The 12,605-nt window shown below is 61.6% G+C and carries 8 protein-coding genes; 1 reads left to right on the forward strand and 7 read right to left on the reverse strand.

Going from position 1 to position 12,605, the window contains the following annotated elements; all coding sequences use genetic code 11:
- Positions 1–8 precede the first annotated feature (8 nt).
- Positions 9–1,121 carry a substrate-binding domain-containing protein gene (locus PXK01_RS10780; protein WP_274846328.1) on the reverse strand — a complete coding sequence of 371 codons (1,113 nt, stop codon included), beginning with the start codon at positions 1,119–1,121 and terminating at the stop codon, positions 9–11.
- Between the two features lie 100 nt (positions 1,122–1,221).
- Here PXK01_RS10780 and PXK01_RS10785 point away from each other — a divergent pair, with 100 nt between their 5' ends.
- Positions 1,222–1,647, forward strand: a complete 426-nt coding sequence (locus tag PXK01_RS10785; protein WP_274860006.1) for a MarR family winged helix-turn-helix transcriptional regulator — start codon at positions 1,222–1,224, stop codon at positions 1,645–1,647.
- A gap of 287 nt (positions 1,648–1,934) precedes the next feature.
- Here PXK01_RS10785 and PXK01_RS10790 read toward each other — a convergent pair whose 3' ends face one another.
- From PXK01_RS10790 to PXK01_RS10815, 6 genes are all read right to left on the reverse strand, one after another.
- Positions 1,935–5,021 (reverse strand): Hint domain-containing protein, encoded by a 3,087-nt coding sequence (locus PXK01_RS10790; protein WP_274860007.1) that lies wholly within the window; start codon positions 5,019–5,021, stop codon positions 1,935–1,937.
- A gap of 813 nt (positions 5,022–5,834) precedes the next feature.
- Positions 5,835–8,279, reverse strand: coding sequence for a DUF3772 domain-containing protein (locus PXK01_RS10795; RefSeq protein ID WP_446728444.1), 2,445 nt, complete (start codon positions 8,277–8,279; stop codon positions 5,835–5,837).
- A gap of 5 nt (positions 8,280–8,284) precedes the next feature.
- Positions 8,285–9,319: a cysteine synthase A gene (locus PXK01_RS10800; RefSeq protein ID WP_274846333.1), complete on the reverse strand. Its 1,035-nt coding sequence runs from the start codon at positions 9,317–9,319 to the stop codon at positions 8,285–8,287.
- A gap of 72 nt (positions 9,320–9,391) precedes the next feature.
- Positions 9,392–10,525: an NUDIX domain-containing protein gene (locus PXK01_RS10805; protein WP_274860009.1), complete on the reverse strand. Its 1,134-nt coding sequence runs from the start codon at positions 10,523–10,525 to the stop codon at positions 9,392–9,394.
- 55 nt (positions 10,526–10,580) lie between these two features.
- Positions 10,581–11,021: a TrgA family protein gene (locus tag PXK01_RS10810; RefSeq protein ID WP_274860010.1), complete on the reverse strand. Its 441-nt coding sequence runs from the start codon at positions 11,019–11,021 to the stop codon at positions 10,581–10,583.
- A 136-nt stretch (positions 11,022–11,157) separates the two neighbouring features.
- Positions 11,158–12,582, reverse strand: a complete 1,425-nt coding sequence (locus tag PXK01_RS10815) for a cryptochrome/photolyase family protein (RefSeq protein ID WP_274860011.1) — start codon at positions 12,580–12,582, stop codon at positions 11,158–11,160.
- Positions 12,583–12,605: the final 23 nt, after the last annotated feature.

Genomic DNA, 12,605 nt, shown 5'->3' on the forward strand with positions numbered 1-12,605 from the left:
TCGCTGTTTCAAATCTCTTTTATGACCTCAAACCGCAGGCCGTCGGCGCGCGCAAGATAGATCGGCGCCCGGTCGCTTGCGTTGGATGACAGCAGTTTCCGGCCACTGCGGTACACCACAGGCAGGGCATCCGAAACGGTGTGATCGCGCCAGATCTTGGCATGTCCTTCCATCAGACCGGCCAGGAAATGCACCCCTTCGTATGTGGACTGTCCCAAGGCATTCAGCACCGGTGCCTGGTCCCCGTGCACGCGGTAGTATTTCTCCTTGAAGGCCTGGTTGGCCTCTGTCGGCAGGGTGCCAAAGTAGGACGACGCGGCGAACAACCGCTTGCTGTTTTTCGCCCCGCATCCCAACAGGCCATTTTCTTCGATGGCACAGGACAGGCGCACCATTCGGTCATGCAGTTTCGCATTGCCAAAGGCCCGATTGAAGGCAACGGCGTCCTGCCCCACCAGCGAGATCAGCACCGCTTCGGCACCGGAGTTCGAGATCTCCTCGACAAACCGGCTCATGCTGGTCAGACCAAAGGGCAGATACTTCTCATAGGCCAAGCCCACTGACATCTCCTGCAGCTTGGTCTTGGCATAGTTGTGCGAGGTCCGGGGCCAGACATAATCGTTGCCGATCAAAGCCCAGCTGCGCGGCCGGTAGGCGTTCTGAATATATTCGATCGACGGACCGAGCTGTTCTTCGGGTGTTTCACCGATCGCGAACAACCCCTCTGTCCGCTCGCCCCCCTCGTAGAGCGGCGTATAGATATAGGGGATGCGTTGACGGACAACCTTGCTGAGCCGTTGGCGAATGGCGCTGATGTGCATGCCGACGATGGCATCGATCGAATTGGTCTCGATCAGGTCGTTCACCGTCTCCTCGATCGAAATGCTCGCCTCCATGGCGGCATCTATCATGATCAGCTGCACCTTGCGGCCATCAATCCCATTTGCCCGGTTCAGCTCTTCGACCGCCACTTGCGCACTTGAGATGCAGGAGGGCGCCCATAGACCCGCAGCCCCGCATAGGGGAATGAGAAGGGCAACGCGAAAGATCCCCTTGCCACGCAAGATCGGATCATCGCGCAGCTCCTCAAGTTCGGTCGGAACACGTGGTAAGGTCGTCAATGTCGTTCGGCCCTTCCCTGCCGGATCGGGAACCGCTACATACCAATTGATTTTATTTTCCAAGTCAAATAAATTCCAAACGTTACAAGCAGGTGCCCCGATGGAAACGAGTCAAAACCCAATCCAGGACTATCTGTCTTATGCTCTGGCCGCAGCCCATCGAAAGGTGGCCGCGTCTTTGAACTCGCGCCTGAAGCAACACGGCATTCAGATCGAAGCATGGCGGATACTTGAAACCTTGGAAGCGGACCAGCGGCTGACCATGGGGCAGCTTGCCGAGGTGGTGCTGATGAACCCACCGACCCTGACCAAGCTGGTGGACCGGATGGTTTCGGACGGCCTGGTACACCGGCAAGTCGCACAGGCTGACCATCGCCAGATCAATGTCCTGCCTACGGCCCTTGGCAAGAAGCGGATGCTTCAGATCCGGCAGGAAGTGAAAGAGCAAGATGCCGAATTCCAGTCCTTGCTCGGCAAGGACGAGGCCGACAAGCTGATTGAACTGCTGCGCGGCGTCAGTCAGTAGCGCGCTCGCCGCAAGATCAACTCCCGAGGAACCGCACGCCCCTGTCACGGTGACATGCGTTCTGCCATGGCCCCACAGGCGCCTGTCCATCGCCCGACACTTGGCCATTGAGGGCATTGGCGCCGGGTATGGCACCGCAGCTTTCAGGCACAATCCGGACCTCTGGGTTTCAGCACCAACTGATCAAAAAAGAGCAGGGCCATGACAGCCCTGCCCCTCCCATGTGCCGATGTCCTGCACCGCGCGGTCTACCTGTCGTTCCTCCCCAGGCGACAGGCGAAACCGGGTCAGTGTACCAGCAGACGGGCTTCGTGTTTCTTCAGCGACCGGCGCGCCGAGGTATAGGCCTCGCGGCCTTCCTCTGTCTGCAGCTCCGGGAACAGTTCGAACACCTCGTTGCGCTGCTCCAGATCCAGGCCGCGCAAGGTCAGATCGCCCGGCTGGAAGCTTTCGGTCCAGGCCCCATCGGAGAGCACCACCTCGTGCTGATCGAACATGAAGTGGATGTAGGTCACCGCAGTGGTTTCCACCACATCCACCCCGTCCAGACCGGTCAGGTGCTTGGCGGCAACCAGGACTTCGCGATCCTCGAAGTAGAAGGCTGTCTTGTCATTTGCGACCAGAACCCGGTGATTGGGGCTGACCATCATGTCGCGCTCGGGCAGACCGTTGCCAAGAGCACCCTGGCGGATCAGCACCGGCTGCAGATGCGCAGCACCCTTCAGCTCTGCGGGGCTGAGGCTGCGGGTGCCGACCCAGCGGATCTCCTGGATGCCGTTGTCGCGGGTAATCACGCGGTCTCCGGCCTGCAGCTCTTCCACCTTACGCTCCCCATGCGGGGTGGCGATCAGGGTGCCCGGCGTGAAGCAGGGGATGATCCGCTCGATCTCGCTGTAGGTCATGGAGCCGACGACCGCGTCCGAGCTGTCCAGCAGGTTGATGGTGCCGGAGTAGCTGTTGCCATCCGCATCCAGGGTGCGCGAGGCGATCTCGAAGTTCACGCCGGTCAGGTCCAGCGTGTCATAGTCGTCGCCGGTCGAGCCGCCATCGACCACGTCGCCATCGGTGCCACCAATAAAGTAGTCACGATCGGCATCACCGCTGAGGGTGTCGGCGCCGTGGCCGCCGGTGATCATGTCGTTGCCGACGCCACCGGACACCTCATCGTCATCGATGCCGGCATCGATGGTGTCATCGCCTTCGCCACCGGAGATGACATCGTCATCGTCCTGGCCGTAGATCACATCGTTGCCCGCACCACCTTCGATGGTATCCATGCCATTGGTGGGATCGGGATCCACCGGGCGGCCATCGGCGCCATCGTCCATGATGTTCAAACCATCGGGGAAGACCGGGTCCAATCCGCCATAGATGGTATCATCGCCCGCGCCGCCCATCAGGCTGTCGGAGCCTTCGCCACCGGTGATCAGATCGTTGTCGTCACCACCATCGACGGTGTCGTCGTCGATACCTGCGTCGATCACATCGTCGCCGCCATCGCCCGAGATCAGGTCGGCATCATCGCCTGTGGTGATGGTGTCATTGCCCGCGCCACCCACAACGGTATCCATGTCGTCGGTCGGGTCGGCGTCCGCCGGGATCGGAGGGATCGAGGGTGTGGTGCCCGTGTAGCCGGGGAAACCGCGGTCGGGCAGCGGCGTCGGCTCATTGCCCGAGGTATCAATGACATCATCGCCATCCCCGCCATCGACGCTGTCGGAGCCATCGCCACCGGTCAGGCTGTCATCACCGCCATTGCCGATGATCACATCGTCACCGCCGCCGCCGTCGATGGTGTCATCGCCGGGCACGATCGGAGCGGCCGGGTCGGTCGCGTCGAAATAGACGTCCGACACATCGATGCCGCTGTTGTTGGGTCCGGGCTGGCTGTGTTCGATCACGATCTGCGAGACCGGCCCCGGAATGGTGACCAGCAGGGAATGGTCGGCATTGTCATTGCTGGCATAGGTGCCGGGCACCGACACATCCGCCGTATCGTCGCCAGCCACCGCATCTGTGTCGGACATGGTCAACGCCGGGCCACCCGCCAGGTTGACCACAACCGGGTTGCCGCTGGCGTCATAGGCGGTGATCTGTACCGAACTATTGCCGTCGATATCGTTGACGCGGAAGGAGACATTGCCGACAGAGTCAGAGAAATCCAGCTGATAGGTCGCCGCATTGCCGTCACCGTTCATGACGGAGGACAGGCCGCTGTTCGGATCCGCCGGGCTGCCGCCGGTATCGATATTGCCGACGAACTGCGTGGCGTTGCCGAATTCGGTTTCCACGCCTGAGCTTTGCGATTGAACGGAGAAATCGACCGTGACCGAACCGGTATCCTGGCTGAAGCCGCCGGTCAGATCATCGTCGGGATCGACCGCGCCGCCATCATCGGGATCCGGCGCCAGATCCCACTGGAACACCTCGCGGCTGCTGCTGCCAGCACCCGGCGCATCGGTATCGCCTTCGATCACATCGTCACCGGCGCCGCCATTCAGAACATCCGCACCCGATCCGCCATGAACCGTGTCATCACCGGCACCGGCCTCGACCGTGTCATCTCCGGCACCGGCATGGACCAGATCATCATCGGGGCCGACCGTGGGGTCGATGGCGTCGCCCGCATCGATCATGTCGCCCTCAGGATCGCCCGTGTAGGCGGCATCGATCAGATCATCCGTGGCAGCACCTTCGACAATGCCATCAAGGCCCGAAACGATCACGTCCTCGTCCAGAACCGCCACATAGTCGATGATCCCATCGAAGGACTGCGCCCCGTCCCCGGCAGCGCCGATGGAGAAGCTGTCCTCTCCGGCGCCGGCGACATCCAGCGTCATACCGGCCACATCATCCCCTGCGGTGGCGACGGTCCCTTGGGTGGTGTTCTCGACCACCATGGTCTGCCCACCGTCGGTCCAGGCGTATTTCACGGTCAGGATATCACCGGAGGTGAAGAAACCCGGATCCGTGGACAAGAGCACCGACGAGCCCCCATCCGCATGCACCACCTCGATCGCACCGTCCGATGTGGTGCGGATTTCGAAGTTTTCGCCATCGGCGTCGCCCGGTGTTTCAAGCCCGCGGCTCACCACGGTCTGCGAGCCGGAAGCCGGAACGTCATTGGGGCGGAACGTGGTGATGATCGTGCCTTCGGTCAGATCGAAGGGATCATCCTGGCTGCCATCGACGGTGAACTGGGTATCCGAGCCGTTGCCGACCATCCAGCCACCGGCATAGCCGGTTGTGGGCGAGCCCGCCCCATCCTGGGCAATGCCGTCGCCCAGACCGGTATCGTCTTCGGTATACCCGTCACGGAAATCCCACAGCCCAATCAGATTGGCCGAATAAGGGTTGTCGAAATTCTTAGCCATCACAGTCTCCTTATCGGCGCATCTATTCGCCTGATACCCCATGCGCTGCAAAGGCGCCGAACCTCTTCGGCGAAACAGCGCGCAAGGCGTTAAATCCAGCCAATATCAGGGAGCTCGGCGCGCAACCGTTCACAGGGCGCGCGTCCACGACCTGCACAGGCGCCTGCGGTCGCGGTGTCCGGTTTCACAACCTTCGACACCAATCACGATCCAACAGGACACAACCGCCAAACAGCAGCGTTCGCAGCGAACAGCGCCTCCACCAATTACTGGCATACGCAGCAACAGCCCCCCCAAATGGGCATCTTCAAACTACTGCAGCCCCCGAGGCGGACAAAGGAAAAATTTGAACGAAACTTTACCGGATCGCCGCGACAGCCCGGAAGAAGGCCTGCACCGGACCAAATGCGCGGTTCAGATTGTTTCCAGGGCGATTTATACATTTTGCAACAATCGGTTGCCCTGCTGCACATTGGGCAGATATGCGCCGTTTTGGCAGAAAAACAGCGCCAACTCACCCCGATCAGGTGGTTCTTTGTTTCCACCTGGATATCAATTGACGGCCTGGGAAACCCATACAATCAACCAAATCGATCACCCTGCAATATGACGCAGGACCGCATTATCGGCGACAATGAAAGAGCAATATCCGTACCGTCTCTGATTTGGAAACACATAAACCGAAAAACCGACCCGAATCACGGGCCCTTTTCATCCGGTTGGTGGTGCATTTCGCGCCAAAGCAGGGATCCCACTTGCGGATTATCCCTGCTGATCACGACCCAAGCGACGTTCATTGGGCAGGTTTCAAGCCTACTTGTCGGTCTCACCTTCAGCCGAGTCTACATCGTCGAGATCCGGGCGTTCCGGGAGTTCGGAGAGTTCGGGGCGTACCGGAGCCTGCTGGCTGTCTTCCCGGTCCTCAGCCTCCTGTGCCGCAGGAACAAGCGCCTCGGGATTGCGAATCCAGATGTCGCGCTGCGCAAAGGGAATTTCGATACCTGCTTCCTCGAACCTGCGGGCAATCTCATAGTTCATGTCGGATTTGACAGACAGCACCCAGTTCACGTCGCGCAGGATCGCCCGGATTTCAAAATCCAGGCTGTCGGCGCCAAACCCCTGGAAGATCACCTTTGGCTCCGGATTCAACAGGACCATGGGATGTGCCTCGGCGACCTGCAACAGGATCGCTTCCACCTGGCGCGGATCGGTACCGTAGGCCACCCCGACCGGCACGATCACCCGGCCGACCGTATTGCCACGGGTATAGTTGGTCACCGTCCCGCTGATCAGGTCGGAGTTGGGAACAATCACATCGGTGCGGTCGAAGGTCTCGATCCGGGTCGCGCGGACCGAGATATCGCGCACATAACCCATCAGCCCGCCAACCTCGATCCAGTCCCCCTTGGAGATCGGCCGTTCAATCAACAGGATGATACCCGAGACAAAATTGGAAACGATGGTCTGCAGGCCAAAGCCAATCCCGACCGACAGCGCACCGGCAACAATCGCCAAGGAGGACAGATCGAAGCCGGCGGTCGAAATTGCAACAACCGCCGCAAGAAAGATCCCCACATAGCCAAGCCCCGAAACGATGGCATTCTGCCCACCCGGATCAATATTGGTCTTGGGCAGGAGCGAATTGCGCAGGCTGCCCTGCACGATCCGCGTCACCGTGTACCCAATGGCAAAGATTACCGCAAAGCTGAGAAACGCCGTCGGAGAGATCCGCGTGTCACCAATGCTGAAGCCGACAAGGAACCGCGACCACAGTTCGGTCAGATCGGCAACCCGGGCGCCCCAGATCAAGGCCAGCAAAGGCAGCACCAGGACAATCAGCCCAAAGCCGACCATGACCGTGAACAGTGACTCCTGCGCCGCCTGCTCCTGGCCGCTGAGCCAGCCATAGGTATCCCCCAGAAACCGTTGCAGCACCAGCGTGGTGGCCAATACGGCAAGCGTCGCGATCGTGGGATAGACCAGCCCTTCCGCCGCGCTGAGATAGCCTGCCGAAGCCAGAAGCGGGGATAGAATGGCAATCGCATAGGCACCCTTTTGCAGCAGGGCAACGATCTTGCTGCCACCGGTACCGACTGTGTCCTCGACCTCGGACCTGGCTGCCTCCCGCGATGCGATGGTCAGCCGCAACAGCCGCACCAGCAGCAGGGACGCCGCCAAGATCAGCGGAAAGGCCAGAACCGCCTCGGCTTCAGGTGACATCCGCTCTATCTGTTCCAGCCGCCCCAGCGCGTCCTGCAACACCAGGACCAGCGCCATAAGGTCGACCATCAACCGGGCCTGCTTGCGGCGATTGTCGGCCACCGGCAGAAGATCCGGCCGACCGCGAGGGACGAACAATTGCTCTCCCAGCCAGCGGAACGACAGGATCAGCAGCGCCCAAAGCGGCACATAGCTGCCAAGCAGAGTGCCGCGCAGTCCGAGGATCCCCGCCAGCCCCACGGCCTTGGTCAGCAATAGTATCCCCACAAAAGGCAAAATCACCTGCAGCAGCGAAACCACAAAGCTCCACACCCCTGTGCCCATACCGCCAAATTCACGCAGGTAATCCCCCGCCGCACGGGCCCAGGGACGCCCGCGCATCAGCAGCAAGGCGGAAAGGATCACGAGCGCCAGAATGGCAGGCAGACTGTCATTGATCCGCTCGCGCGTGGTGTCGTGAACGACCTGGACAACTGTCTCCTGCCAAAGCGCCGTGCCAATGCTCACCAGGACCGATACAGCGCCGGGCCAGTGCTCGGGGTTCAGGGGGGATGCCCCACGCTCCAGCAGCCGCTCGGTGCGCCGCTCGCGCACGATCTTGTCGATTTCCGCGATCAAGCCATCGGCGCGGCGATAGGCTTCCTCGGCCACCACGCGTGGCACCTGCAAGGCGCTCAATTGCTGCGTCAGGCTGGCCCGCAACGCGGCGATATCCTGGGCTTCGCCCTCCCCTTCAGTCGGCGCCGGTCCGAGCGCCTCCAGCTGCCCTTTCAGGGTACGGATACGGTCAGCGTTTTCACTGCCTGCGGTCAGAAAGCCTTGCCGATAGCCCGCCAATTCGCTGCGCAGCTGTTCCAGCGCCGCGCTGGAGGCCCGATTGGTATCGATCACCTCTTCGGCCCGGCTGGCTGTCTTCTGCCAAGCGTCGATCGTTTCGGCATATCCGGCTGGGATCTGCGCAAAAAGCGGCAGGGCCAGGGCGATCAGCAGCGCCAGCCCATAGAGCCACAGCCGAAAAAGGGAACCCGCCCGCGCCATTCCCATCAAACGTCTTCGAAGACGCCCGGGATCGAGGCCGGCGCATGGGTCATCCAATCCGGCACCGGCAGGCTCTTTTCACGCAGGAAATCGGGGTTGAACAGTTTCGACTGATAGCGGGTGCCATAGTCGCACAGCACCGTCACGATGGTCTTGCCCGGCCCCATGTCCTTGGCCATGCGCACCGCACCGGCGATATTGATCGCCGAGGATCCGCCCAGCACCAGCCCTTCATTATGGAGAAGGTCAAAGACAAACGGCAGCGCCTCTTCATCGGGGACCTGGTAGTTGAAATCGGGGGTAAAGCCTTCCAGGTTCTTGGTGATGCGCACCTGTCCGATTCCTTCGGCGATGGAAGAGCCCTCCATGGCGATCTCGCCGGTGGTGTAATAGCTGTAAAGCCCCGCCCCCATGGGATCGGCAAGGCCGATCTTCACGCCCTTGGGCTGCAACGCCTCTGCCACACCCGCAAGGGTACCGCCCGATCCCACCGCACAGATGAAGCCATCCACCTTGCCGTCGGACTGTGTCCAGATCTCGGGGCCGGTGGTTTCCACATGGGCCTGACGGTTGGCAACATTATCGAACTGGTTGGCCCAGATCGCGCCGTTGGGTTCCGTCTTTGCCAGTTCCTTGGCCAAACGTTCCGAGTAACGCACGAAGTTGTTGGGGTTGCGATAGGGCGCTGCGGGCACCTGCACCAGTTGCGCACCGGCGAGGCGCAGCATGTCCTTTTTCTCTTCCGACTGGGTTTCGGGAATGACGATCACCGTCTTGAACCCCATCGAAGCCCCGACCAGCGCCAGGCCAATCCCGGTATTGCCGGCGGTGCCTTCCACGATGGTGCCGCCCGGCTTCAGATCCCCGCGCGCAATGGCGTCGCGGATGATGTAAAGGGCGGCGCGGTCCTTCACCGACTGGCCGGGGTTCATGAACTCCGCCTTGCCGAGGATTTCACAGCCGGTTTCCTCGCTGACGCGGTTGAGCCGGATCAGAGGCGTATGGCCGATGGCATCGGCCAGGTCACGTGCAATGCGCATGGTATCCCTTTCAGTCGTTCCCAAAAGACTTAGACAAGCCCCTGCCCGATCACAAGGTGTGAAGCGCCAGGCTCACGCCCCCTGGCCGTCTCGTGAACGAAGTCTCTCCCGGTGCCGGGCCAGCCACAGCGCCGCTGTCACCAAAGGCATGTCTTGATAGATACAGTTGTCCACCCCATCCATCAATTCCCGGAACGAAATGACTTTACTGCGGATGTCCTCGTTTTCGCTGTCCAGACCGCCGCCGCCCTGCACGGCACGCAAATCCGCGAGCCCCACGAAGAGATGCAGAAACTCACCCGATGAACCGCTGGAAGAGTAGACCTCCCCCACCGGCTCCAGACGGGTGACCTGAAGCCCGGCCTCTTCCTGTGCTTCCCGCAGGGCCGCCTGCTCCGGCGTTTCCCCGGGATCGATCAGACCGGCCACCGGTTCCCACATCCAGGGGCGTTTTTCACCGGCGATGAAGGTCGCGGCGCGGAACTGTTCGATCAACAGCACCTCGTCACGCACCGGATCGTAAGGCAGCACCACCGTGGCCCGGCCCACCAGGGCAACGCCGCGATTGATCACCGGGCTGAAACTGCCATCATAGCGACGGAATTGCAGATCCATCTCCTCCATCGCAAAAAAGTTCACATAGGCGCGCTTGTGCGCGTGCACGCGCACATCCTGCGACAGATCATGCTCCGGATCCTCGGAGCGCGCCTGCGCCGCCAACCAGGAAGAGGCCCGTCGAAACATCGCGGGATAGATCCTGGCGATCTCCTCCTGCGTCTTTCGCCCCTGGTATGCCATCATCTCTTCGGCGGCGCGAAGCGATATGGCTGCCCAGTCACGCTCCCAGACCTCAAGCTCCCATGGGCCATCCGTCGGCAATTGTCCCGGTATCGGGAAATAGACCTGGGCCTCAATCGTCTCGCCCCCGTGCAGGTGCACCGCAACCGTTTTCACCGTGTAGCCAAAGCCGCCCTCGTAGAAATGCAGCGCCTCCAGATCCGCCTGCGACAGCCCCCGCAGGACGATCCCTTCCGCACTCTGGCCCGGGCAGCTCTCGATCACCGGATAGGGTTGCCCCGCCACCCGGCGCACGCAATGGTCGGCCAGCGTCGCCCCTTCCCCGCCGAGGCAATCCACGGGTCTTTGCAGCACGAGGGCCAGGAGCGGCGCATGGCGCAGCGTTCCATAGAAGAAGAAGTCGGCCATGCGGCAGGTTCCTTTCGGCTTGGGCTAAGGATTGGGGCTGGAATTGTGATTGAGTTCAGCGCCAGCGGTTGTGGGCATTTTCCGTGGCGAGACCCGCCAGAACCCCACCGATCACCAGCGCCGCCAGCACATGCGACACAGCCATCACAAAGAAGTAGTCCAGCGCAATCGTGAAAATCGCGCTCAGCGCCTCGAACGGGCCATCGTAGCGGTGCCGCATCGCCAGGCGGAACATCTCCCACACCCCTTGGGCGAAAAGCCCCCAGAACACCATCACCGCCATGCCGGTCACACCGTTGTTGATCGCAGGCACCAAACCATGTCCGGCGCGCCGTCCCATCAGGACCCAACCCGTCACAACCCCGATCGCCATGTTCACATGGGTGAAATAGCCAAAATCGGTGCCCTCCGGCATCAAGGGCATGATCATGCCCGACACCACAAAGGCAAGCAGCGCCATCGACAGGGCTGCGATCAGTCTGGCTCCATTGGGCATTGGCATTCACTCCCCTGGTTTTGGCGGATCCGGGTTCAGCCGCACTGTCCCGTTTTCCGGCCAGGGGTACAAGAGCTGCGTAGAAAGTTCATTGTTTTGTCACGGGGGGTAACCTGAGGTTTTGCCACGAGGACCGCTACCTGCCCTCGCGATGCGCCCCATAGGCCGCCAATGCCCGCTCTCGCCCTGCCTTGAGATCGATCAAGGGCCGGGCGCGCGGCTGATCGGGCGAGAGTTTCCAGCTGCGTGGCGCCGCATCGAAGAAACCGAGCGCGCTTTGCGGCGGCGTGCTTTGGCCTTCGGCGATCCAGCGGCGGATATAGCGGCGGTCGGCGTCGAACTTGTCGATCTGCCCTTCCGGATTGTAGATCCGGAAGAACGGAGCCGCATCCGGCCCCGACCCTGCGGTCCATTGCCAGCCCATGGCATTTGCCGCCGGATCCCAATCCACCAGACAGTCGGCGAACCACTCCATGCCCAGCGTCCAATGCACCATCAGGTGCTTGGTCAGGAAACTGGCCACGATCATCCGCGCGCGGTTGTGCATCTTGCCGGTCACATAGAGTTCGCGCATGGCGGCATCGACGAAATCATAGCCCGTCTGGCCGCGTTTCCAGGCCTCCACATCCGGGGTGACCTCCTGGCTCCAGCCGAAACCGTTCCATTCGGGGCGCCAGTTCTCACTCAGGATATGGGGCGTGTGATACATCAGGTGATAGGCAAATTCGCGCCAGACCAGTTCCTTCAGGAAGTGCTCGGTACCCTTGCCGCCCTGCGCCATCGCAGCCTGTCCCAGATGCCACATCCGATGCGGGCTGATTTCGCCCCAGGCAAGGTTTTCAGACAGGCCCGAGGTCGCATCCAGCGCCGGGAAATCGCGCAGATCCTTGTAGCGGTCCACCGCGTTGCTCAGGAAGGTCTCCAATCGCTCCAGAGCTGCGGCTTCGCCAATGCGGCAATGGGCCCGCACCACATCTGCGCCGCGCCGCATGGCTGCCCCCATCTGAAAGCTGTCCAATGCATCGTTGCTCGGCCACGCATCCGGCGCCGGTATCTTGCCCGGCTCCGGCAGCAGGGCATCCGGGTCACGGCTCCGCACCGCCTTCCAGAAGGGCGTATAGACCCGGAACATGCCGCCCGCCTTGGTCTCCACCGTCCAGGGCTCAAACAACAGCCGCCCGCCAAAGGATCTTGCCTCGACACCCGCCGATTTCAGGGTCTCCTTGATTTCGGTATCCCGCGCGATGGCCCGAGGATCATAAAGGCGCGACCAGTAGACCTGCCTGGCCCCGGTTTCAGCGATAAGCTCCTGCAGCGCCTCCAAGGCATCGCCGCGCCGAAAGGTCAGGCGGCTGCCCCGGCTTTCCAGCGTCCTGGCGAAATGTTCCAGCCCCAGCCCAAGCCGGAACTTGGGCGCGGCCCCAAGTGCCGCTTCCTGGTCATCCAGAATATAGACCGGGATCACCGGAGCCTGCCCCGCTACGGCTGCGGTCAGGGCGGGATTATCTGCCAGACGCAGATCGCGGCGAATCCACCAGATCACCGGAGTTTGGCTGTTCATATACGTGGGCCTTCGTGCTGAGA

This window comes from Phaeobacter sp. PT47_59 (assembly GCF_028890025.1).
Taxonomy (GTDB): Bacteria; Pseudomonadota; Alphaproteobacteria; order Rhodobacterales; family Rhodobacteraceae; genus Phycobacter.

Coding starts and splice junctions, on each gene's coding strand:
- PXK01_RS10785 (WP_274860006.1), top strand. CDS start 1,222: ATGGAAACGAGTCAAAACCCAATCCAGGACTATCTGTCTTATGCTCTG.
- PXK01_RS10790 (WP_274860007.1), bottom strand. CDS start 5,021: ATGGCTAAGAATTTCGACAACCCTTATTCGGCCAATCTGATTGGGCTG.
- PXK01_RS10795 (WP_446728444.1), bottom strand. CDS start 8,279: ATGGCGCGGGCGGGTTCCCTTTTTCGGCTGTGGCTCTATGGGCTGGCG.
- PXK01_RS10800 (WP_274846333.1), bottom strand. CDS start 9,319: ATGCGCATTGCACGTGACCTGGCCGATGCCATCGGCCATACGCCTCTG.
- PXK01_RS10805 (WP_274860009.1), bottom strand. CDS start 10,525: ATGGCCGACTTCTTCTTCTATGGAACGCTGCGCCATGCGCCGCTCCTG.
- PXK01_RS10810 (WP_274860010.1), bottom strand. CDS start 11,021: ATGCCCAATGGAGCCAGACTGATCGCAGCCCTGTCGATGGCGCTGCTT.
- PXK01_RS10815 (WP_274860011.1), bottom strand. CDS start 12,582: ATGAACAGCCAAACTCCGGTGATCTGGTGGATTCGCCGCGATCTGCGT.